Source organism: Streptomyces sp. NPDC001700, assembly GCF_053596435.1.
The window spans coordinates 16,792-38,961 of sequence record NZ_JBSFGE010000034.1 but is presented as its reverse complement, the minus strand read 5'-3'; the positions used below and the strand labels follow the sequence as shown (position 1 = coordinate 38,961).

21 protein-coding genes are annotated in these 22,170 nt (G+C 70.8%); 8 read left to right on the top strand and 13 right to left on the bottom strand.

The window, feature by feature from the left end; genetic code table 11:
- Nucleotides 1-20: 20 nt before the first annotated feature.
- A complete protein-coding gene (locus tag ACWC5C_RS37915; RefSeq protein ID WP_450883184.1) occupies nucleotides 21-815 on the bottom strand; it encodes an SDR family NAD(P)-dependent oxidoreductase in 795 nt (264 codons plus the stop codon).
- Nucleotides 812-1,960 carry a mandelate racemase/muconate lactonizing enzyme family protein gene (locus tag ACWC5C_RS37910; protein ID WP_450883182.1) on the bottom strand — a complete coding sequence of 383 codons (1,149 nt, stop codon included), beginning with the start codon at nucleotides 1,958-1,960 and terminating at the stop codon, nucleotides 812-814. Before ACWC5C_RS37910 ends, ACWC5C_RS37915 begins: the two co-directional genes overlap by 4 nt.
- Before the next feature lie 165 nt (nucleotides 1,961-2,125).
- On the opposite strand from ACWC5C_RS37910, the gene ACWC5C_RS37905 reads away from it, so the two are divergent.
- Nucleotides 2,126-2,758 (top strand): GntR family transcriptional regulator, encoded by a 633-nt coding sequence (locus ACWC5C_RS37905; RefSeq protein WP_450883180.1) that lies wholly within the window; start codon nucleotides 2,126-2,128, stop codon nucleotides 2,756-2,758.
- A gap of 193 nt (nucleotides 2,759-2,951) precedes the next feature.
- On the opposite strand, the gene ACWC5C_RS37900 is transcribed toward ACWC5C_RS37905, so the two are convergent.
- Nucleotides 2,952-3,068 carry a hypothetical protein gene (locus tag ACWC5C_RS37900; RefSeq protein WP_450883178.1) on the bottom strand — a complete coding sequence of 39 codons (117 nt, stop codon included), beginning with the start codon at nucleotides 3,066-3,068 and terminating at the stop codon, nucleotides 2,952-2,954.
- Nucleotides 3,069-3,574: 506 nt separating this feature from the next.
- Here ACWC5C_RS37900 and ACWC5C_RS37895 point away from each other — a divergent pair.
- Nucleotides 3,575-6,622, top strand: coding sequence for a BTAD domain-containing putative transcriptional regulator (locus ACWC5C_RS37895; protein ID WP_450883280.1), 3,048 nt, complete (start codon nucleotides 3,575-3,577; stop codon nucleotides 6,620-6,622).
- Nucleotides 6,623-6,671: 49 nt separating this feature from the next.
- On the opposite strand, the gene ACWC5C_RS37890 is transcribed toward ACWC5C_RS37895, so the two are convergent.
- The gene (locus ACWC5C_RS37890; RefSeq protein ID WP_450883176.1) at nucleotides 6,672-7,403 is read right to left on the bottom strand and encodes a CPBP family intramembrane glutamic endopeptidase; all 732 of its coding nucleotides are present in this window, start codon (nucleotides 7,401-7,403) and stop codon (nucleotides 6,672-6,674) included.
- Between the two features lie 117 nt (nucleotides 7,404-7,520).
- On the opposite strand from ACWC5C_RS37890, the gene ACWC5C_RS37885 reads away from it, so the two are divergent.
- Nucleotides 7,521-7,685, top strand: a complete 165-nt coding sequence (locus ACWC5C_RS37885) for a hypothetical protein (protein ID WP_450883174.1) — start codon at nucleotides 7,521-7,523, stop codon at nucleotides 7,683-7,685.
- A 28-nt stretch (nucleotides 7,686-7,713) separates the two neighbouring features.
- On the opposite strand, the gene ACWC5C_RS37880 is transcribed toward ACWC5C_RS37885, so the two are convergent.
- Entirely contained in the window at nucleotides 7,714-9,462 is a 1,749-nt protein-coding gene (locus ACWC5C_RS37880) for an Imm49 family immunity protein (RefSeq protein WP_450883173.1), read from the bottom strand.
- Nucleotides 9,463-9,588: 126 nt separating this feature from the next.
- On the opposite strand from ACWC5C_RS37880, the gene ACWC5C_RS37875 reads away from it, so the two are divergent.
- Both ACWC5C_RS37875 and ACWC5C_RS37870 read left to right on the top strand, forming a co-directional pair.
- Nucleotides 9,589-10,059: an ester cyclase gene (locus ACWC5C_RS37875; protein WP_450883171.1), complete on the top strand. Its 471-nt coding sequence runs from the start codon at nucleotides 9,589-9,591 to the stop codon at nucleotides 10,057-10,059.
- A 54-nt stretch (nucleotides 10,060-10,113) separates the two neighbouring features.
- Nucleotides 10,114-10,827 (top strand): NADPH-dependent F420 reductase, encoded by a 714-nt coding sequence (locus ACWC5C_RS37870; protein ID WP_450883169.1) that lies wholly within the window; start codon nucleotides 10,114-10,116, stop codon nucleotides 10,825-10,827.
- Nucleotides 10,828-10,874: 47 nt separating this feature from the next.
- Here the strand turns inward: ACWC5C_RS37870 and ACWC5C_RS37865 are convergent, their stop codons facing one another.
- Nucleotides 10,875-11,684: a helix-turn-helix domain-containing protein gene (locus tag ACWC5C_RS37865; RefSeq protein ID WP_450883278.1), complete on the bottom strand. Its 810-nt coding sequence runs from the start codon at nucleotides 11,682-11,684 to the stop codon at nucleotides 10,875-10,877.
- Nucleotides 11,685-11,846: 162 nt separating this feature from the next.
- Here ACWC5C_RS37865 and ACWC5C_RS37860 point away from each other — a divergent pair, with 162 nt between their 5' ends.
- The gene (locus ACWC5C_RS37860; protein ID WP_450883167.1) at nucleotides 11,847-12,659 is read left to right on the top strand and encodes an alpha/beta fold hydrolase; all 813 of its coding nucleotides are present in this window, start codon (nucleotides 11,847-11,849) and stop codon (nucleotides 12,657-12,659) included.
- On the opposite strand, the gene ACWC5C_RS37855 is transcribed toward ACWC5C_RS37860, so the two are convergent.
- Nucleotides 12,656-14,053 carry a peptidase C39 family protein gene (locus ACWC5C_RS37855; RefSeq protein WP_450883165.1) on the bottom strand — a complete coding sequence of 466 codons (1,398 nt, stop codon included), beginning with the start codon at nucleotides 14,051-14,053 and terminating at the stop codon, nucleotides 12,656-12,658. The two genes, ACWC5C_RS37860 and ACWC5C_RS37855, sit on opposite strands and share 4 nt — an antisense overlap.
- A 162-nt stretch (nucleotides 14,054-14,215) precedes the next feature.
- On the opposite strand from ACWC5C_RS37855, the gene ACWC5C_RS37850 reads away from it, so the two are divergent.
- Both ACWC5C_RS37850 and ACWC5C_RS37845 read left to right on the top strand, forming a co-directional pair.
- Complete coding sequence (locus ACWC5C_RS37850; RefSeq protein ID WP_450883163.1) at nucleotides 14,216-14,848, top strand: uridine kinase family protein; 633 nt, start codon at nucleotides 14,216-14,218, stop codon at nucleotides 14,846-14,848.
- A 409-nt stretch (nucleotides 14,849-15,257) separates the two neighbouring features.
- Complete coding sequence (locus ACWC5C_RS37845; protein ID WP_450883161.1) at nucleotides 15,258-17,153, top strand: AAA family ATPase; 1,896 nt, start codon at nucleotides 15,258-15,260, stop codon at nucleotides 17,151-17,153.
- Nucleotides 17,154-17,199: 46 nt separating this feature from the next.
- On the opposite strand, the gene ACWC5C_RS37840 is transcribed toward ACWC5C_RS37845, so the two are convergent.
- The 6 genes from ACWC5C_RS37840 to ribH form a co-directional block, all read right to left on the bottom strand.
- Complete coding sequence (locus ACWC5C_RS37840) at nucleotides 17,200-18,357, bottom strand: hemolysin family protein (protein WP_450883159.1); 1,158 nt, start codon at nucleotides 18,355-18,357, stop codon at nucleotides 17,200-17,202.
- Nucleotides 18,354-19,745: a hemolysin family protein gene (locus ACWC5C_RS37835; protein ID WP_450883157.1), complete on the bottom strand. Its 1,392-nt coding sequence runs from the start codon at nucleotides 19,743-19,745 to the stop codon at nucleotides 18,354-18,356. Before ACWC5C_RS37835 ends, ACWC5C_RS37840 begins: the two co-directional genes overlap by 4 nt.
- A gap of 198 nt (nucleotides 19,746-19,943) precedes the next feature.
- The gene (locus ACWC5C_RS37830; RefSeq protein ID WP_385436785.1) at nucleotides 19,944-20,399 is read right to left on the bottom strand and encodes a PH domain-containing protein; all 456 of its coding nucleotides are present in this window, start codon (nucleotides 20,397-20,399) and stop codon (nucleotides 19,944-19,946) included.
- Between the two features lie 56 nt (nucleotides 20,400-20,455).
- Complete coding sequence (gene hisG, locus ACWC5C_RS37825) at nucleotides 20,456-21,304, bottom strand: ATP phosphoribosyltransferase (RefSeq protein WP_009713584.1); 849 nt, start codon at nucleotides 21,302-21,304, stop codon at nucleotides 20,456-20,458.
- Between the two features lie 48 nt (nucleotides 21,305-21,352).
- The gene (locus ACWC5C_RS37820; RefSeq protein WP_039936817.1) at nucleotides 21,353-21,625 is read right to left on the bottom strand and encodes a phosphoribosyl-ATP diphosphatase; all 273 of its coding nucleotides are present in this window, start codon (nucleotides 21,623-21,625) and stop codon (nucleotides 21,353-21,355) included.
- A gap of 47 nt (nucleotides 21,626-21,672) precedes the next feature.
- Nucleotides 21,673-22,146, bottom strand: coding sequence for a 6,7-dimethyl-8-ribityllumazine synthase (ribH, locus tag ACWC5C_RS37815; protein ID WP_385436788.1), 474 nt, complete (start codon nucleotides 22,144-22,146; stop codon nucleotides 21,673-21,675).
- Between the last annotated feature and the right edge of the window lie 24 nt (nucleotides 22,147-22,170).

Here is a 22,170-nt window from a genome sequence, read left to right as displayed (position 1 = left end):
GCGGGCCGCCGCGCAGGGGGTCAGAAGTCGTTCGCGCTGCGGGCCGTCAGACCGCCGTCGACGTGGAGGTGGCTGCCCGTCACATAGCTGGCCCGGGGGCTAAGCAGCCAGTCGACCGCTTCGGCGATCTCTTCCGGGCGGGCGAGTCGGCCGAGCGGAATCTGCCGCTTCGCGCGGGCGGCGATGGTGTCGGGCCCCTCGGCGTCCGGTGATACGACGTCGAGCAGCGGGGTCGCCGTGGCGCCCGGGATGACGCCGTTGACGCGGATGCCCACGGCCGCGTAGTCGATGGCGAGGGCCCTGACGAGCGCCGAGATACCGCCCTTGGAGCTTCCGTAGGCGCTGTTCGCCCCTCCCCCGAACCCGATGACGGCGGACGGGGACGAGACGCAGACCAGGGAGCCCGTCAGCTCGTGCTCCAGCAGCAGTCTGATGGCCTCGCGGCAGGTGAGGAACGTGCCGGTGAGATTGGTGCCGATCACCCGCTCCCAGTCCGCGAGCCCGGTCTCATGGGCCTTCACCGATATCTCGATGCCCGCGCCCGCGACCACCCGCGTGGGGACGCCCAGCACCTCACGGCAGTGCCGGAAGCCCTCGGTGACGGCGGATTCGGACCCGACGTCGGCCGGGATGGCCGCCACCTCGGCGGCCCCGAGCGCCCTCGCCTCGTCGGCGGCCTTCCGCAGGCCGGTCTCGTCCCGGTCGACCAGGGCGACGGAGCGGCCCGCCGACGCCTGCAGGAGCGCGATGGCCCGCCCGATGCCCGATGCCGCGCCGGTGACCAAGGCGATGTCGTGCGCGTTGTCGTACGTCACGTCGGCCGTCCGGGCTTCAGCAGGGTGTCGGCGTCGGTGTAGCGGGCCAGCGCTTCGGGGGCGAGGCGCACGCCCAGTCCGGGGCTGTCGGGGATGGGGAGCATTCCGTCCGCGTCCAGTTCCCAGGGCCGGGCGGTGAGGTGGTCGACGTACGGGGAGCCGGTGACGTACTCGACGAGGTCGGTGTCCGGCAGCGCGGACGCCAGCTGGAGGTCTGCGGCCAGCCCGATGGCCGTGTTCCAGCCGTGCGGGATCAGCCGTACGCCGTGGTCCTGCGCGGCCCACCCGATGCGGCGCTGTTCGCTCAGCCCGCCGACCTTGGTCACATCGGGCTGGACGATGTCCCAGGCCCCCGCCTCCAGCCAGGGGTGGAAGCTCTGCCGCCGGGTGGGCACCTCCCCACCGGAGATGGCGACCGGTGCCTCGCGGCGCAGATGGACGAAGTCCTCCAGGGCGTCGGGGCCGAGCGGCTCCTCGAACCAGGCGACGTCGTAGCGGTGGAGCATGTGCGCGGTGCGCAGCGCCCACTTGTAGCCGCCTGACCAGGCGCTGTCGCTGCCGCCCGCGTCCACCATGAGCAGGGCGTCGGGGCCGACGGCTTCCCGGGCGGCGGCCACGATGCGCTCGTCCAGGGCCTCGTTGACCCGCCCGAAGGGACCCCAGCCGATCTTGAAGGCGGTCCAGCCGCGCCGCGCCAGTTCGCGCAGCCGCTCGGCCAGGACGTCGGGCTGGTCCATGAGCAGCGACGCGTACGGACGGACCCGGTCCCGGTACCGCCCACCGAGCAGGCGCCCGACGGGCTGGCCGGTGATCTGGCCCAGCAGATCCCACAGGGCCGTGTCGATGCCGCTGATCGTGTGGGTCACCGAGCCGCCGCGGCCCAGCCAGAACGTGGCCCGGTGCAGCCGCTCCGCCACGCGCTCGGGCTCGGCGGCGTTCTCGCCGATCACCAGCGGCCGCAGCACCTCCAGCGCGCCGCGCACCAGGGCCTCGCTGGTGAACACGCTTCCCACGCCGACCAGTCCGTCCTCCGTGTGCACCGCGACCAGGGTGTGGACGACGTCATCGGGGCTCAGCTCTTCCTGCCACCCGCCCGCGGGGGTCGCGCCCCGGAGGCCGGTGGCGCGGATGTCACGGATCTTCATGGCTCGGACACTAGGTCGATGGATGGCAGATGGTCAACCATCTGCCAGAGGGGCGGCTGCGTTAGGGTGTCTCGTACGAATCCGCAAGGTGCGGGCCTTATCGCGAGCCTTATTCGGTGGGACGGGAATCACGTGACGCAGTCGAGTCCGGGCTCAGCGCCGCCCATGTCGCGACGGGACTGGATCCTGAACTGGCTCCGGCAGGCCATCGCCACGGGCGAACTGGGGCCCGGCGACCGCCTGGTCGAGCGGGACATCTCGGCGCGCTCCGGCGTGAGCCGAGGCCCGGTCCGCGAGGCGATCATGGTCCTGGAGCAGGAGGGGCTCGTCGTCTCCCACCCCTACCGTGGAGCCTCGGTGGTCGGGGTGTCGCAGCGCGAGGTGCGCGAGGTCCTGGTGCCCATCCGCCTGACGATCGAACGGGTCGCGTTCGCCGACGCCGCCCGCGACCGCTCGCCCGAACTGCTCGAACGCCTGGAGCGGCTGGTCGACGAGATGTCCGAGGCCGCGGCGAGCGCGCCGGATTCCGGGGCCGCGGAACGCCTCGCAGCCCTCGACCTCGCGTTCCACGAGGCCGTCATCGAAGCCACCGGACACACCCAGACGCTGCGGATCTGGCGCATCATCCAGCCCCGCGTGCTGGCCTACTTCGTCCGCGACGCGCCCGGCCACCCCACCCTGGACGAGATCCCCCGGCAACACCGCGCCCTGCTCGACGCGCTGCGCTCCGGCACCCCCGCCGACGTCGAAGCCGCCGTCACCGAGCACATAGAGACGTACCTCGGCGACACCCCCTAGGTGTGCTGTCCGGGCACGTTGGTGACGGGCGACGCGCTGTGAGTGGTGCTTGAACGAGGCGAGGGCCTCTGGTTTCGGTGTGGATTGCGACATCTACCGCCGACGCCCAGGAGGCCCTCGTTGATCCACCGTAACGCCCCGCTGACCACGGGGCAGCGGACCTGCACGACCGCTCCAGCAGCCTCCCCTTGAGTCAGCCGGCGTAGGCAACCTGCTCGCGAACCTTCAGATCCTTGCGGCTTGCGGAGCTGTGGTCCTTCCATCTGACTGTTCCGCTCAGGGGCTTGAGCTGAGAGGCAACCAGCGCCATCAGCGTGGACTTGCCTGCCCTGTTGGGGCCCAGCAGTACGGTAACCGGGCCTGGACGGCTGGTCTGGAGAGGAGTCGCCGCCGGCGAAACCGTACAGCTCGAAGCCCGGTGCTTCCACAGCTTGAGGGTGGCCCATCTGAACCCGTCGCCACCGTCACGCACTGGCACCTGGCGAGCTGCCCGGCAGGGCGGGGAGTCCCGCGCGATCGGACCCAAGTTCGGACTTTTGGCTGGTTGCCCACTGGGGCCGCTCCTGCTCGGGGACTACGGTCATCGGGCATCCGTTGCGAACGGAGCACGAAGGCGAGGCACGAGTGGGGCAAGCGGTCTTCAGGCAGCTGTGCGAGGAGCGTCAGTGGGGTCGACCAGAGGTGTTTCTCAGGGTGTACGCCAAGGTCGCGGGCAGCCTCGGAGAGCCCGAACGCGTGACAGCGCGGCAGTTTCACCGGTGGCGTCAGCCTGACCCGCCGTGCCCGGGACCATCGAGTCAGCGGGTACTGGAAGAAATGTTCGGACTGCACCTGGAACAGCTTGGCTTTACCCTCCCTCCACGCCGCCGATTGGCGACGGACGTAACCGCCGCATCTGATGTCCCCGTCGCCAATGGGCGGCTGCCGTCGGGGAAGGCCAGTGTCACCGGGAAGCCAGACAAGCCGCACGACGCCGCGGCCACGGCATCGCGGTTCGCCGTGCTGGGTCCAGTTCGTATCTGGCGTGGTGAGCAGACACTCGCGGCCTTCAGTCCGCAAGCGCAGGCCGTGCTGTGCGTTCTGCTGCTGCGACAGGGACGTACTGCCACCGCAGACGAGTTGGTTGACGCGGTGTGGGGAGAAGCGCCGCCGCCTGAAGCGATCGCCGCATTACGCACCTACGTCTTCCGGATGCGTCGGAAGCTGGGGCCTGGCGTGCTGGTTTCGGAAGCGCGGGGATACGCGCTCCGAGTGGCGCCGGAGGCGCTGGACCTGGAGGTGTGCGGGGGGTACGAGGCGCAAGCGAAGCGCGCCCGGGCAGAAGGGGATCTGGCTGAGGCGCGGAGACTGCTACACATGGCGCTCGTACTGTGGGACGGGCAACCGCTGGCCGGGGTTCCCGGCCCATACGCGCATGCCCAGCGCAGTCGTCTGGAGGAGTGGCGCCTCGCTCTGCTGGAGGCCCGTCTTCAGCTCGACTTGGAATTGGGCATGCACGCGGAGATGGTCTCGGAGCTGACCGCGCTCACGGCCGAGCACCCGATGCGGGAGCGGTTACGCGTCATGCTGATGCTGGCGCTCTACCGCAGTAGTCGGCAGGCAGAAGCGCTGGGCGTCTACACCGACACCCGCCGCCTGCTCGCCGACGAGCTTGGTGTGGCCCCAGGCGCGGAACTCGCACAGTTGCACCAGCGCATCCTGTGCGCCGATCCCACCCTCACCGACCGCCCTCACGGGCACCAGTCCGTCGCGGAACCCGCACACGCGGCCATACCGCGCCCGGCCCAGCTCCCGGCGGGATCGGCTGACTTCACCGGCCGCATCGCCGCCGTGAATACCTTGCGGGAGCGGCTGCTGAACGCCCAGGGCACGGTGATGGCAGTCTCCGCGGTACGAGGACTGGGCGGGGTAGGCAAGACCGCCTTGGCCGTACACGTTGCCCACTCCGTCCGGGATCACTTCCCCGACGGGCAACTGTTCGTGGATCTCCTGGGCCAAAGTTCCCGGCCAGCCGATCCCACGGCCGTATTAGGCATGTTCCTGCGCGCCTTGGGAACCCCGCCTGCGGACCTCCCAAAGGGGTTGCATGAGCGGGCAGCGCTGTACCGCTCCACCCTGGCCGACCGACGCGTCCTGGTCCTGCTGGACAACGCCCACGACACGGAACAGGTACGCCCGCTGCTGCCCGGCGCTCCCGACTGCGCCACGCTGATCACCAGCCGCACCTCCATGGTCGGCCTCGACGGCGTCCACTTGGCCGACCTGAACATCATGGACCCGTCAGAAGCCCTGGCTCTGTTCACCCGCATCATCGGCAACGGACGGGCTGCCGCAGAGCCGGATTCCTGCCGCGAAGCCGTTGCCGCCTGCGGCTACCTGCCCTTGGCCATCCGCATCGCCGCCGCCCGCCTGGCAAGCCGTCCCGGCTGGACTGTCGCCATGCTTAACGGCCGCTTGGCCGACGCCCAGCACCGCCTGCAAGAACTGCGAGCCGGAGACCTCGCGGTCCAGACGAGTTTCGAATTCGGATACGCACAGTTGGAACCAGCCCAGGCACGTGCCTTCCGGCTTCTGTCGCTCGCCTACGGCCCGGACATCTCCCTGCCCGCAGCAGCGGCCACACTCGACATGGGCATAAGGGAGACCGAACGCCTGCTCGAAACACTCGTGGATACCAGTCTGCTGGATTCGACCGTGTCTGGCCGCTACCGCTATCACGACCTCGTACGACTCTACGGCCACGCCTGCGCCGACCGGGACGAAGGCGAAGAAGCCCGGGCGGCAGCGGTATCGCGTCTGCTCGACTTCTACTTGGCCTCGGCAGCACGCGTCTACGCCATGGAACGGCCAGCAGACCGGCTCGTCGCCCACCTGGCATCCACTGAGCACCCCGGGCAGGACTTCCCAGATGCCACCACAGCGCTGGACTGGCTCTTCGCAGAGGCCGAATGCCTACTCACCTGCGCCCAGCAAGCCGTCAAATCCTGCGACAAGAGCACCATACGCCGCGCAGCAGATCTTCTCCTGGTCACGAAAGATCTGGCCGAGTCCGGCGCACATTCATCCGAATACGTGGCAGCAGCCCAATCCGTAAAGAAATCCGCCCACACGGCCGGAGACACGGGAACGCAAGGCCGAGCGTACCTGGCGCTTGCAAGTATGTTTCCTCACGCCAGAGGACAGCAACAAGCCTACGACGAAGCCCGTCGCTCCAGTGCCCTCGCGGCCAAGGCAGGAGACTTGCTCGTCACCTGCCACGCCGCAAATGCACGCGGCATCATCGCGATCTATCAGCAGCAGCACGAAGATGCTGGAGTGTACTTCCGCGAGGCACTTCACGGCTTCCGCGCCGACAATAATCTCTCCGGAGTAGCCAGCGCTCTATCCAACCTCTCCCGCGTACATGCGGCCACAGATCGCGCTGACAGGGCGATCGAACTCGCCACACAGAGCGTCGACCTCTACAGGAACCTGGGGAGTGTATGGCGAGTCGCGAATGCTCAGTACGCCTTAGGGATCGCGCTGCACCAGGCAGAACGTCACACTGAGGCACTGAACGAGTTACTGCAGGCACTCGGCATTTTCCGAGATAACCGGCAACGTCTCTGGGAAGGTTCCACACATGCCCGACTGGCCGATGTGTACCTTGCGTCGGGCCATCCGGCGGAAGCCGCCATTCATGCCGAGCAGGCGCTGTCTATGCGCTCCGTCGGCGACCGGTTGCGCCGGGGCACGATATTGAGCGTACTGGGTCAGGCGTTGGAGAAACTGGGGCAGACAGATAGGGCCCGCGCATGCTGGCGTGAAGCACTGGAAATGGAACTAGGAGAAGATCAAGAAAAGGAAATCCGAGCCCTTCTGTAATGCCGTTAAAGATGCATTGTGCTCAGCCCGCCGCGGGACCGGCCGCGCTCTAGGCCCCGTCTCCGGCGCCGTACCGCCGCAGCAGCCACACCCCGTACGCGACGTAGAAGACGTACACGGCCGCCTCCCACCAGTCCGGTGCCGAACCCGGCGAGCGGATCTGGAAGAAGTCGTCCAGGCCGTGGATGACCACCAGGGGCCAGACCGAGCCGATCGCGTAGCGCAGCCCGGCGCAGACGAAGCCGAAGAGCCCGGCGGACAGCATCTGCCACAGGCTGTCGTCCAACGCGGCGCCGAAGAACAGGTAGTTCTGGATGTGGCCCAGGCCGAACAGCACGCCGACCGCCACCGCCGCGCGCATCGCGCCGAGCGGGGTGAGCACCTGCTGCACCAGGCCCCGGCTGCAGGCCTCCTCGTTGACGCCCACCCACAGCAGCGACACCAGCGAGCTGACGATCACGCCCGCGCTGCCGTCGAGGCCCGCGACGGCGTACGAACCCGCGACGAGCAGCATCGGCACGCCCAGCCACCAGCGCCCCACCCGCCCCAGCGTCCCCACCCCCGACGCCCGCAGCCACCCCCATCGCCACAGCACGCACCACACACCCGCGAAGCAGACCGCGTTGACCAGGGTGGCACCGAGGTCGGGAAACCACGACGGAGCCAGCGGAGGCAGAATCACCTCGGCGAACAACACCAGCACCACATGCCAGGCGAGCGTCAACTCGACGGCGCCCCAGAGCGGATGGCGCGTGACATGGCCTTTCCACCGGCTCCCCACGCTCCGAGGATAGCCACGCCCGCGCGAAATCGCGCGGGCCCTCGACGCGTCGCCCGTCCGGGTGGAGACCACGCCGCCGAGGGGTGTTCACGGAGCGCACCGCGCCATGCTGCGGGGGTGGCCGACGACCCTCACTGCTCGAAGTGCTGCCCCGTGGAGCCGCCGAAGGAGCCCGACCCGGTGGTGTGGCCGTGGGGCGTGTTCCTGTGGCTGGCCATCGCCGCCGTCGTGATGGTGGGCGGGTGGGGGCTGATCATGTGGGCGCTCGGCGCCTGGTCGTGACAGCTGGCGGGCCCTGGTCAGCGCCCGGTCAGAGCCTGGTCAGCCCCTCGAAGGGTACGGCCGCCCGGAGCAGTCGCGGAGGCACGTAGGGGGACTCGACCCGGATCGTCCGGCCCCGGCGGCGGGCGTGGCAGGTCAGGGCCAGGATGTCGAGGTTGATCGCCGCGTCCGTGTCGTCCGCGCGGTCGGCGACCTGGTAGTGGTCGCGGTGGGCTTCGAGGGCGTCGGCGAGGGCCAGGTTGAAGCTCTCCTCATCGCCCTCGACGAGCTGGGAGAACAGCACGGCGGGCGGCGGGAAGAACCCCCAGCCCCTGGCCCGCTCCGCCTCCTCCAGGGCGCGTTCCGTCGCCGGGAGGGGATCCTCACCCCTCAGGTAGTCGTGCAGGGCCTCGCGGTACGCGGTGAACGCCGAGCCGTCCTCGCGGGCGTATCGCGGACCGGTGAGCACCAGCGGTGCGAGATCCTCGCGTACGCCGGTGATCAGCGCGAAGTTGGTGGCGGTGTGCCAGTGGCCGGGGCTCATGTGGTCGTCCCGGGTGGCCGGGTAGGCCACCGTACGATCCGCGATCGTCACCACGGCCTCCGTACCGGGCTCGGCGAGCGCTACGCGGAACAGGGCCGCCCCCAGCTGGGACGCCAGGCGCAGGTTCGCCAGCTGGACGTCCGTCACATCGGCGGACAGCGAGGCGCGCGCCTTGAAAAGGATCTCCTGGTCGCCCATCGCACGGGCGAGCCGCCATACGGCGGGGCGCCGGCCATCCGTCTCGGTGAATGCCTTCCGGGTGTACTGCTCGAAGCGGGCCTCGCTCTCCGGATGCAGGGTCTGGGGATGAACCGGCCGGTCGATGACCACGGCGCCGTCGGCCAGAGCGGCGACCGCGTCCGCGCGGCGGTCGCGGCCCAGGCCGCCGACGCGCGGGCCGGAGGTCTCGAACCCGGTGACCAGGGCGCGCGGCAGGTAGTCGGTCTCGACCGCCGGAACCCAGCCCCGCCCCCGGTACCCGAGCGCGGCCAGGGCGATCGGCAGCAGCGGGAGGAGACTGCTCGGCCCGGCAGCCGGTCCGTGCCGCGCGGCGAGGGGGAGCAGCAGGTCGGTCAGGCCGGTGTCGAATGCGTCCTGGTCTCCGGCGGCCAGTGCGCGGAGGGTCTGGAGCGCCACGGTGTGCGGGTGACGGAGCGCGCTGTCCCCCTCCGCCCGGGCCCGGACCCGGGCCAACGCCCCGTCGATCGCACCAAGTTCGCCGTCATCTCCGATGTCTCCGAGGACATGGGCCATGAAGCCGGTGACCAGCTCAACGGTGCCGCTGCCCACCCCGTACTCGCTGAACTTCTCCCGGGCGAAGTGGAACGCCTCGCCATGCCGCGTGGCCTTGCCGGACACGATCGCGAGGCAGAACGCGTCGATCCATTCGTGCGGGGTGACCTGGTCTCCGGGGTCCTCCTCGGCTCCGGGCTGGTAGCTCATCCCGAAGTTCACGTAGTCGAGCGTGACCCCAAACGGAACGTGCGGGTGGTACGCCGCGTACGCGACGGCGCCGACCGCGGCCTCGGTCGCGTCCTTGAGGACCGCCTTGGCCTCCGGGGTGGCGAGGTCGGGCCACTCGACCGACAGCGCGCCCAGGTACGCGTGAAACTCCTCCGCGAGCAGCCGCCACTCGTACGTGGCTATCCGACCGGCCTTCGACAGGGACCGGACCTGACCTCCGATCCGGTTCGCGAAGTCGTCGCGTACCGCCGAAACCGCCGCCCCGCCCACCTGATGACGCTCGATCCGCATGCTCTGCCGCCCCCTGACCGCTGATGTGGCTTGCAGCCTATGCGCGCGGGTGGACCAGCTGAGCATGGGACCGGCTGGGCCAGGTTCAGGGGCCGAGCGCTCGCTTCTCCCGCCGAGACTGGAGACATGAACGACATCACCGGCGAGCGCAACATCGCCACCGCCAGGAAGCTGCTCGAAGACGCCATGCCCCGCCTCGACTGGGACCTGATGCGCTCCCTGGTCACCCCCGACGCCCCGATCACCCGGGCCGGTTTCGCCGACCTCTACGCGGCCACCGGTGACGACATCCCCCGCAGCGGCAACTTCATCGAGTGGCTGGAGTCCGGCTGGAAGAAGCTGTCCCGGGGCCTCAGCGACAAGACCTCGCAGGCGCGGGACGTGGTGGCCTCCGGCGACACCGTGATGATGGCGTTCCACATGACCGCGCTGCACTCCGGCACCTTCGCCGGTGCCCCGGCCACCGGCCAGCGCGTCGAGTGGGACGAGATCACGGTGCTGCGCTTCAACGACGAGGGCAAGATCACCGATATGTGGTTCATGTGCCAGGAGTTGGGCCTCGCCGAGCAGATCGGCTACACGCTGCGGCTGACCTGAGCCCGAGCCGCCGAACCCCGTACCGCCACGATGGAACGTAAGGAACACCGCCACATGAGCACGATCGGACTGATCGGCAGCGGGCTGATCGGCAGCACCGTCGCCCGGCTCGCGGTCGCCGCAGGCCACGAGGTCGTCCTGAGCAACCGCCGAGGCCCCGAGACCCTCTCCGGCCTGGTCGCCGAGCTTGGCCCACAGGCCCGCGCCGCCACCCCCGCCGAGGCCGCACAGGCCGGGGACATCACCGTGGTGACCATCCCCCTGCACGCCTACCGCACGGTCCCGGCCGCCGCGCTGCGCGGCAAGGTCGTCATCGACACCAACAACTACTACCCCGAGCGGGACGGCCGCATCGCCGAGCTGGACGCCGAGACCACCACGACCAGCGAGCTGCTCCAGGCCCACCTGCCCGCCTCGCGCATCGTCAAGACGATGAACAACATCTTCTACGCGCACCTGGGCAACCTCGCCCGCCCCAGCGGCGACCCCGCACGGTCGGTGCTCGCCCTCGCGGGCGACGACGCGGCGGCGAAGCAGACCGTCACCGCCTTCCTGGACTCGATCGGCTACGACGCGCTCGACACCGGCCCGCTCGCCGAAGGCTGGCGCTTCCAGCGCGACACGGCCGCCTACAGCGACCCCTACTTCAGCGAGGGCCACAGCCTGGCCACGACGGTACGAGGAGCAGACCCGGGCCCGGGCCGCCCCGCCACCGCGAACACGATGCGCGCCGCACTGGCGGCGGCGAAGCGCTACCGCGACATGTGATCCCGCCCGCCGCAGCCGTCCGGCCACTGGGTTCGCGTTGTCCACCGCTACGGGCCCGGCGGCAGTCCCCCGTGCGCCGTATGGCGAGGGGTCGACGGTCCCCGGGTCGGCCATGCGCGGTCGTCAACCGTCAGGAAGGGCTCGTCCAGCACGGTCGCCGGGGTCGTACCGGTGAACGCCATGACGTCCCGATGCAGATGGGACTGGTCGCAGTAGCCGCTGTCCGCCGCGACGTGGGCTGCGGCCTCACCCGCGACCAGACGGTGCACGGCGTGGTCGAAGCGGACCAGCTTCGCGGCACTCTTCGGTGGAATGCCGATGTGCGACTGGAACCGGGACCACAGACGCTTGCGGCTCCATCCGAGTTCGGCCGCCAGGTGGTCGACCCGGACGAGACCCCTGCCGACGACGATGCGGTTCCAGGCCCAGGCCACCGCCGGGTCCACCGGCGACCCTGACTCGAGTCGGCGGGCGAGCAGCGTCTCCGTGAAGGCGAAGCGGGCCTCCCACGAGGGGATTTCGCCCAGTCGCTCGCGGATCCGGGACGCCTCCCTGCCCCACAGGTCTTCGAGGGACACCACGGAACCGCCCAGATCGGCCGGACCGGCCCCCAGAACCGCGCCCGCGACCACCGGGGACAGCCGCACCTGCACGCACTCGACCTGTTCGCCCCACGCCCGGACCCCGCCTCCGGAGCCGAATCCGGGCCCGGCGACGAGGCTTCCGCCACGCCGGAGCCCAGCGCCATCGTCCACGGAGTAGGGGCTCGTCCCGAACTCAAGGATCAGCATGACGGCCGGGTGCGGAACCATCCGCAGGCCACCGGCGAGCGGGCCCGGAACCCGGAACCCGGCCATGTCGACACCAGCCACCCGGCTGGGCCGCCGCGGACGTGCGACGTCCCACGCGGCAGGATCGTCACGTTCACTCGTGGTGGACCCCATCACCCCATGCTAAGCGGGCCAGGGAGGGAACATTTGTCCAAGCCGCCGACGCGCACCGGCGGCGACAGTGCACTCATGACTCCTCCCAACAGACCGATCCTCTGCCTGGAACACGGCGACCTCTACGTCCGCCAGGACGGCCCTCGCGACGCCCCCGTGCTCCTGCTCATCCATGGCTCCGCCACCTCGAGCCGGTCATGGGACGCGCTGGTTCCGCTTCTGACCACGCTCCATCGCGTCATCCGTATCGACCTGCCGGGGCACGGCCGCTCGGCCGAACCGGTCGACGGCGACTACGCGATCCCCGAACAGGGACGCAGGATCGGCACGGCACTGGACCGGCTCGGCGTCGAACACGCCCTGGTCGTCGGCCACTCCAGCGGTGGCTATGCCGCCACCGCCCTCGCCGAGCACCGCCCCGACCTGGTGACCGCGCTCGCGCTCATCAACACCGGCCCCAGCATGGACGCCTTCATCGCACCGGGGCCCCTCCCGTTCGACCCCGCGCGGTGGCCACCGACCGACGAGCAGATCCGCGAGTTCGCGAGCACCGGATTCCGCGTGGGCTACCAGGTCCCCCAAGAACTCGTCGACGAATTGCGCGGCATGACATTCCGCGCGATCACCGCCGCGATGCAGGCGTCCATCGCCTATCTGAACCAGCGCGCGCTCCCGGACCGGCTGATGCCCCTCGGCAAGCCGCTACAGGTGATCTTCGGCGACCAGGACCGCAGATGGCGACCCTCATCCGCGGCCGACTACCGCGCCGTTCCCGGCGCGGCAGTCGAGTATCTGCCCGGGTCCGGACACACCCCCATCCTGGAGGACCCACCACGCACCGCCGCGCTCCTCCTGCCCTTCACCGAGATCCACGCTCAGCGGATTTAGCGGATGCCCAGCTCCGCGAGCGCGCGCTGCTGGCGGGCTGTCGGCTTGGCCGGGAAGTAGAGGTAGCAGACCCCGCCGGTGCCGGAGACGACCTTGCCCTGGGCGTTGTAGCGCTTGGTGCGCAGCCAGATATTTTCCCATTGCCTGCGCTGGTAGACCCGGCGGACGGACGGGTTGTCCGGGGAGGCCGGGTCGTTGGCGATGATGTCGCCGGTGGCGGTGAAGCCGATGACGGTCATCAGGTGGCCCGCGGTGCCGTAGCCCGCGCCGGTCAGCTCCTCCTTGAGGAAGGACTGCGAGGTGATCACCGGGATGCCCACGGCGATCAGCTTCTCCAGGTCGGTCAGGGAGCCCAGCCGGGTGACCACGGCCTGGAGGTCGCGGTAGGTGGCGGCGTAGGCGGCGTTGAAGGGCCAGTTGCCGCAGCCGTTGTACTGGTAGTCGAAGGTGGCCCGGGCCGCGTGGCAGACCTGGGGGTCGGCGTAGTCGGGGTTGACCCAGGCCAGGTCCTCGGGGGTGGGCTTGCGACCCCAGAACTCGATGATCATCTGCGAGGAGGTGGGGCTGCACCAGGCCTCGCCGCCGTTGTCGTACTCCGGGTACTGGCCCTTGTGGATCTCCTGCGAGTAGCGCGGTACGGCGAGTTCGCGCCCCTTGGGCAGACCAGGCTTCGAGGCGGGCACCTCGAAGCGGTCGGGGACGTCCGAGCCCATCGCGCCGACCCGCCACACGGTGGGGGTGCGGGTGGTGCCGGGCTTGCGGTAGAGGGTCAGGCGCAGCTGGTACGCCGTCAGCCGCAGGCCGCTCGCCGGGTCGTCGACGGCGAGGGTGTCGGTCCACACCGAGGTCTTGTCGTCGCTCTGGTCGTCCACGGAGGTGCGCCGGATGGAGTTCGCGCCGTCGCCGGAGGCCCAGCGGCCCATCACGTACCAGGGGGTCGCGGTGCCATCGGAGTACGTGCCCTTCAGCTCGGCCTGGATCCAGGTGCCCGCCGGGGTGCGGGCGTTCCAGGAGACGATGGCCTCGGTCGCGGGGACGGTGAGCTTGCGTACCGGGGAGGTCCAGGTGGCGTACTCCCAGGCGGCCTTGGTGCCGGTGTGCGGGTCGGTGTAGTCGGTGGTCCCGGCCGGGCGGGAGATCACGATGCCGGGGCGGGCTCCGGCCTCGGCGCGGACGCCCTTGGCGGCTCCGGCCAGCCAGTCGGTGTGGCTGGTCCAGCCGTGGTACTCGGTGGTCGCCTTCTTCGCCGCGGAGGCCGCCGAGGCGGCTACCGGGTTCGGGCGGGCGGGCCCGGGGGCAGCCGCGGCGGATGTCATCTGTACGGCGGCCGCGCCCGCGACGCCGATGGCGGCTGCGAGCACGGAGCGGCGGGGCGTGAATCCGGAACTGGTCATACGGGGCTCCCCCAGTCGTCGTCCAGCGGCGGATGCGCGACAGTCGCACAACTATGGCCGCTGCGAGTGGTGTCAGGCCAGTGCTTCCCCTCCCGCCCGCAGACCAATATTGGTGTGGACCAATGGAGTGAATACTCCCGGGTAGCCGTACAGTGGCCCCCCATGGAGACCGCCGACCGCCCCACCGAGACGCTGCGCGCGTTCGCGCGGCGGCTGTGCGGCCTGCCGCCGTCCTGCGGACCGGTGCGGCTCGTCGCCGTCGACGGGCACGCGGGCTCCGGGAAGACCACGTTCGCCGCGCGGCTGGCGGAGGCGCTGGGCGGCGCGCCTGTCGTCCATACGGACGACCTCGCCACGCACGAGGAGCCGTTCGGATGGGCCGGGCGGTTGCAGGAGCACATCCTGACCCCGCTGAGCCACGGCACCACCGCCCGATACGCCCCGTATGACTGGGTCGAGCGCCGCTTCGCGGCCACCCGGCGGCGACTGGACCCCGCACCAGTCATCCTCCTCGAAGGCGTGGGCGCCGGGCGCCGGGCGGTGCGGCCGCAGCTGGCCCATCTGGTGTGGATGGAGCTGCCCGACCGGGACGCCTGGCGGCGCGGAAGGCTGCGCGACGGCCCCGAACTGTCCACATTCTGGGACGGCTGGCAACCAGCTGAGCGCGCGCATTTCGCCGCCGACCCGTCGCGCCCCCATGCGGAAACCCTGATAGCGCGGCGAAAAGAGGGGTACGCGATGCTCACGGGGCCCGCCGTGACCACCCGGAGCACCCCCGGGCGTCACCCAGCGTGACCGGGTGAAAGCGGGTCGGCCACGCCCGGCGTCCGACCTGCCACACACGCCCCAACTCGGCTTGACCTGGGGCCCATACAGGTCTTACGTTCTGAATGCGCGACTCGTACGAGTCGCCCCAGTACGCGAAGCCCCCGGTTGTTCCCCCGTGATCGGGGGCTTCGTCCTGTCTGCGGCCGGTTCGACACCGTATTCCGGCTGCCGTACGGCATCGCGCCGTCACTCTCGGTGATTCACCCCCTCCGGCCGTGTGCGCCCCTTACACGCCCCCGCGCACGCCTGCCAAGCCTTGTGCGATTGCGACGAACAACAGTGCGGCACCCTCGGCCGGTGCGGCCTGCGCAGGTACGATGCGAAAAGGGCAGCCGCCCCGGCGGCATCCACGGGGGCAGGGGTTGTGGGGGACGTGATGGATTTCGGCACGCAGGGTTCGCAGACCCCGGCCGATCTCGCCTGGCTGCGTGCCGTGGACGCCTACACGATGGGCGCCTACGCACAGGCCGAGGAGGAGTTCCGGGCCGCGGTGCGACACGATCCGGGCATGGCCGACGCATGGCTCGGCCTGCACGCGCTGCGCGCCGACACGGCGACGGCGCTGTTACGCATGTACCGGCACCGCGATCGCTTCGGCGAGCAGCGCACCCGCCACCGCCGCACCCTCAACTCCTGGTACTGGCTGGGCTGGTGGGTCCAGCCCGTGCTGGAGACCAGCCGTGACCTGCTGCTGGCCCACGCCTCGCACTGGCTCGACGGCCGCCATGTCCCCGAGCTGGACCGGGCGCTGGCGGGCTGTCCGCCCGTGGAGGCCGATCCGCAGGCCCGCTTCCTGCACGCCTGCCGCGCGTATCTGGTCAAGGACTGGGAGCAGCTGGTCCGCCACACCGAACCCCTCCTGGACGACCCCTTCCTCGGCATCGAGGCCGGACTCTTCGGCGGCATGGCCCGGGTCCGGCTGGAGATGTACGGCCAGGCGGAACCGCTGCTCGCCGCCGCCCTGATGCGTTGCCGCAGCGAACAGCCCCAGCGCAAGGAGCTGCGCTACTGGCTCGCCCGCGCCCATGAGGGCACCGGCCGCAGCGCCGCGGCCCTCCCCCTCTACCGCGCGGTGCACCGCATCGACCCCACCTTCATGGACACCTCGGCGCGGCTGGCCGCGATAGCCGAGTCGGACGGTCTGGACGAGACCGCCGACCTCGCGACCGTGACGCTGCCCGGGGTCAGCAGTCAGGACGCCACGGACGGCACCATCTCCGACCCCGCCGACACCCTGTCGACCGCCGGAGACCCGGCCGACGGGCGCGATCTGCGCACCGGCGGCGACGGCCCCGACGGCCCGCCGCTCCTGGCCACCCCCGTGACCGGCGGCGACACCCGCGACCGGGGCGGCCAGCCCGCCCAGCCCGGGCCCTCCGACCCCGCCCTGCTGGAGAGCGCGCTGCAGGAGCTGGAGCGCATGGTCGGCCTGGAGCCGGTGAAGCGGCAGGTGCGGGCGCTGTCCGCGCAGCTGCACATGGCCCGGCTGCGCGCCGGGCAGGGGCTGCCGGTCCAGCCGCCGAAGCGGCACTTCGTCTTCTCCGGCCCCTCCGGCACCGGCAAGACCACCGTCGCCCGCATCCTCGGCCGGGTCTTCTACGCGCTCGGGCTGCTCGGCGGCGACCATCTGGTCGAGGCCGGGCGCGCCGATCTGGTCGGCGAATACCTCGGGCAGACCGCGGTCAAGGCCAACGAGCTGATCGACTCGGCGCTCGGCGGGGTCCTCTTCGTCGACGAGGCCTACAGCCTGTCCAACTCCGGCTACAGCAAGGGCGACGCGTACGGCGACGAGGCGCTTCAAGTGCTGCTCAAGCGCGCCGAGGACAACCGCGACCGGCTGGTCGTCATACTCGCGGGCTACCCCGAGGGTATGGACCGCCTCCTCGCCGCCAACCCCGGCCTCGGCTCCCGCTTCACCACCCGCGTCGACTTCCCCAGCTACCGTCCGCTCGAACTCACCCGCATAGGTGAGGTGCTGGCCGCGGAGAACGGTGATGTGTGGGACGAGGAGTCCCTGGAGGAGCTGCGCAGCATCAGCGGACACGTGGTCGAGCAGGGCTGGATCGACGAGCTGGGGAACGGGCGCTTCCTGCGCACCCTGTACGAGAAGAGCTGCGCGTACCGGGATCTGCGGCTGTCCGGGTGGACGGGCATACCGACCCGGGACGACCTGGCGACGCTGCGGCTGCCGGATCTGATGCAGGCGTACGGGGAGGTCCTGTCGGGCCGCGGTCCGATGTACCGCGACCCGGAGGACCCCCCGCTGCCGTAACCCTCGGGCGGTAGCCCTTGGGCCGTAACCCTTGGGCCGTAACCCCTTAGCGGGAGACCATCGCGGGCTCCTCCGAGGCCGAGGCCGAGGACGAGGACGAGGCCGAGGCCGGAGCCGGGGCCGCCGCGGCGACCGGTGTCGCGGGCCGCGATGCGGCCGGGCGGCTACGCCCGCTGTCCCGGTGGGAGGGGTCGCGGACCTCGCCCACCAGCATCTCCAGCACGTCCTCCAGCGCGACGAGCCCCAGCACCTTGCCCGACGCGTCGGCCACGGCCGCCAGGTGCGAGGCCGCCCGCCGCATCGCGCTGAGCGCGTCGTCCAGCGGCAGTTCGGCGCGCAGGGTCTCGATGGGATGCCAGACCCGCTGGGGGACCGCCCGTTCGGGAGCCTCCAGGTCCAGGACGTCCTTCACGTGCACGTAGCCCATGAAGGCGCCACCGGCGCCGCACACCGGGAAGCGCGAGTAGCCGGTCCGTACCGTCAGCTCCTCGATCTGCCGGGGCGTGACCGACGGGTCGACGGTGACCAGGCCCGCCGGGTCCAGGAGGACGTCGGTGACCGGGCGGCTGCCCAGCTCCAGGGCGTCCGAGAGCCGTTCGTGCTCCCCGTCACCGAGGAGCCCGGCCTGCCGGGAGTCCTCGACCAGATGGGTCAGCTGCTCACTGGTGAAGACGGCCTCGACCTCGTCCTTGGGCTCGACCCGGAAGAGCCGCAGCACCAGCCGGGAACAGGCGCCCAGCGCGGCGGTGACCGGACGGCACAGCCGGGCGAAGCCGACGAGGCCGGGGGCGAGCCACAGCGCGGTCTTCTCCGGCGCCGCCATGGCCAGGTTCTTCGGCAGCATCTCGCCGATCACCAGGTGCAGGAAGACGACGACGGCGAGCGCGATGGCGTAGCCAAGCGGATGAATCAGCCCCTCGGGCAGGTGCACGGCGTGGAAGACCGGCTCCAGCAGCTGGGCGACGGTCGGCTCGGCGACCGCGCCGAGGGTCAGCGAGCAGACGGTGATGCCGAACTGCGCGGCGGCCATCATCTGCGGCAGGCTCTCCAGCCCGGTGAGCACCGTACGGGCCCGGGCGGAGCCCTCGGCGGCCCGCGGCTCGATCTGGCTGCGGCGTACCGAGACCAGGGCGAACTCGGCGCCGACGAAGAATCCGTTGGCGAGGACCAGAAGAGCGGCGAAGAGGAGTTGGACGAGGCTCATCGCTCAGCTTCCTTCTCAGCAACGGCGACAACAGAGGCGGTTGTGGGGGCAGCGGCACCGGCACTCGTACCCGTTCCGGTCCGCACGATCCGTACCCGCTCCGCCCGGTGGTGGCCGACCTGCCGGACGGCCAGTTTCCAGCCGGGCAGCTCGGCGGTGTCCCCGGGGGCGGGGATCCGGGCGAGCAGATCGGCGACCAGACCGGCCACCGTCTCGTACGGCCCGTCGGGCACCTCAAGGCCGATCCGGCGCAGGGTGTCGACGCGGCAGGCGCCGTCGGCGTCCCAGGCGGCCCGGCCGTCCTCGGCGACGGTCTGGGCCAGGTCGGGCGTGTCGGCGGCCTCGTCGTCGTGTTCGTCGCGGACCTCGCCGACCAGTTCCTCGACGATGTCCTCCAGGGTGACGACACCGGCCGTGCCGCCGTATTCGTCGACGACCACGGCTATCGGCTGCTCGCTGCGCAGCCGCTCCAGCAGGGGCTGGACGGGCAGCGTCTCGGGGACGAGCAGCGGGGGCTGGGCGATGGACCCGACGGGGGTGCGCAGCCGCTCCTCCGAGGGCACCGCGAGGGCGTCCTTGAGGTGGACCATGCCGATGACCTCGTCCAGGCGGTCGCGGTAGACCGGGAACCGGGAGAGTCCGGTGGCCCGGGTGAGGTTGAGCACATCCACGGCGGTCGCCGTGGACTGCAGCGCGCTGACCCGCACGCGCGGGGTCATCACGTGCTGTGCGGTGAGGTCGCCCAGCGAGAGGGTGCGGACGAACAGGTCGGCGGTGTCCTGCTCGATCGCCCCGGCCCGCGCCGAGTGGCGGGCCAGCGAGACCAGCTCACCGGGGGTACGGGCGGACGCCAGCTCCTCGGTGGGCTCGACGCCGAGCGCGCGCACCAGCCGGTTGGCGACGGTGTTGAGCAGGGTGATGACGGGCCGGAAGAAGTGGGCGAAGGCGTGCTGCGGGCCCGCGACGAAGCGCGCGACCTGCAGCGGCCGGGAGACCGCCCAGTTCTTGGGGACGAGTTCGCCGATCACCATCTGGACGGCGGACGCCACCAGCATGCCGATGACCACGGCGACGCCGGGGACGGCGCCGTGCGGCAGCCCCACCGCGGACAGCGGCGTGGTCAGCAGATGGCCGAGCGCGGGCTCGGCCAGCATGCCGACCACCAGGGAGGTGATGGTGATGCCGAGCTGGGTGCCGGAGAGCTGGAAGGACAGCTCGCGCAGCGACTCGACGACGGTACGGGCCCGCCGGTCGCCTTCCTCGGCCGCCCGCTCCGCGTCCGGCCGCTCGACCGTGACCAGGCCGAATTCGGCGGCCACGAAGAAGCCGTTCGCGAGGATGAGGACGAGTGCCGCGGCGAGCAGCAGGAGAGACAGGGTGACGCTCATGCCGCCGCCTCGGGGTCGGCGGCGGCGCAGGTACTACAGGACGATCCGTCCATCTCTGGAGGGAGTCACTCCTTGGGTCGCAGGTGTGCCCGCCGGCTGCGCGCGGTGCGCGGACAGGTCGAGGCGGGGCGGGGCATCGTTCGGCCCCGGCAACAGAGTAAACAAGGATGGCGGGTTACGGGCAGGCCCCAGATGCTGTCAGGACGTGCCGCCGCCCGAACTGTGGTGTTCGGCGAGGGTACGCAGGGCGCGGGCATCGTCGATCGCCCGTGCCTTCGCGACGCCCACCTGAATGCCCATCGCGGGCAGGCTGGTGCCGTCCGCGAGGTCCAGATAGACCCAGGCGTCACCGGGCCGCAGATTGACCCGCAGCACCTCGGCCCAGGCGAGCCGACGGGTGGTGACGAGGTTGACCACGGTCACCCCGGCCTCGTCGGCCACCACCTTGGGGCGGCTGAACAGCACGAGGAACGCGAAGAACAGCAGCCCGGTGCCGATGAAGCTGGCCTGCTGGCCCGGGGACAGGTTCTCCAGGAGCACCGCGATCATGGTGAGGGTGACGACGAGGGCCGCGCCGGTGGTCAGCAGGATGACCCGGGTGCGGGTCGGCCGGAAGGTGACCGGGAGGGCGGGCGGCTGGGCGGCGGCGGACACGTGTAATGGGTCTCTCGTGAGCTCTCGTGAGCGGGAGGGGTGGAGGGGCCGGGGACTCAGAGGCGACAGGCGTGGATGCCCGTGGTGAGGATCGCCCGCGCGCCCAGCTCGTACAGCTCGTCCATGACCCGCTGGGCGTCCTTGGAGGGGACCATCGAGCGGACCGCGACCCAGCCCTCGTGGTGCAGCGGGGAGACGGTGGGCGACTCCAGGCCGGGGGTGAGCGCCACGGCCCGCTCGACCTGCTCGACCCGGATGTCGTAGTCCATCATCACGTAGCGCCGGGCCACCAGGACGCCCTGCATGCGGCGGAGGAACTGGCGCACCTTGGGGTCGTCGGTGGGCGCCCCGGTGCGGCGGATCACGACCGCCTCGGACTCCAGGATCGGCTCGCCGATGATGTCGAGACCGGCGTTGCGCAGGGTGGTGCCGGTCTCCACGACATCCGCGATGATCTCGGCGACGCCGAGCTGGATGGCGGTCTCCACGGCGCCGTCCAGGTGGACGACGGCGGCGTCCACGCCGTGGTCGGCGAGGTGCTTGGTGACCAGACCGGAGAAGGAGGTGGCGACGGTCATCCCGCCGAACTCGCTCACATCGGTGGCCGTGCCGGGGCGGGTCGCGTAGCGGAAGGTGGACCCGGCGAAGCCGAGCTGCAGGATCTCCTCGGCCTGGGAGCCGGAGTCGAGCAGCAGGTCGCGGCCGGTGATGCCGATGTCGAGGCGGCCCGAGCCGACGTACACGGCGATGTCGCGGGGGCGCAGGAAGAAGAACTCGACGTCGTTGTCGGAGTCGACCAGGACGAGTTCCCTGCGGTCCTTGCGCTGCCGGTAGCCCGCCTCATGGAGCATCGCCGACGCAGGCTCGGACAGTGAACCCTTGTTGGGGACGGCGATGCGCAGCATGAGGGGTGTTTCCTTCGTACGGGGGATGGGTGGTGAGCTTGCGGTGGTTCAGAGGTGGGCGTAGACGTCGTCGAGGGTGAGTCCCTTGGCGACCATCATCACCTGAAGGTGGTAGAGGAGCTGCGAGATCTCCTCGGCGGCCGCCGCGTCGCTCTCGTACTCGGCGGCCATCCACACCTCGGCGGCCTCCTCGACGACCTTCTTGCCGATCGCGTGCACGCCGGACTGGAGCAGTTCGGCGGTACGGGAGGTGGCGGGGTCGGCCGTGGCGGCCTTCTGCTGGAGCTCGGCGAACAGCTCCTCGAACGTCTTCTTGGACATGGTGTACGACATCCTACTGATGTCGTACGGCGCGCATGCGCGCAGGGCTACGCGACCGACCGCAGGGTGACGGCGGTGGCGACGGCGGCGGTGACCGCCTCATGCCCCTTGTCCTCGCTGGAACCGGCGATTCCGGCCCGGTCGAGGGCCTGTTCCTCGGTGTCGCAGGTCAGCACACCGAAGCCGATGGGGACGCCGGTGTCCACGCTGACCTGGGTGAGGCCCTGGGTGACGCCCTGGCACACGTAGTCGAAGTGGGGCGTGCCGCCCCGGATGACGACGCCGAGCGCCACGACCGCGTCGTAGCCGCGGTCGGCGAGGACCTTGGCGACGACCGGCAGCTCGAAGCTGCCGGGCACCCGCAGCACGGCCTGGTCGGCGATGCCCAGCTCGCCGAGGGCCCGCCGGGCCCCGGCGACCAGGCCGTCCATCACCTGCTCGTGCCACTGCGCGGCGATGACGGCCACGCGGAGGTCCCCGCAGTTCTCCACGGACAGTTCGGGGGCACCCTTACCGCTCACGTCACTCCTCAAGATCTTTCGTAC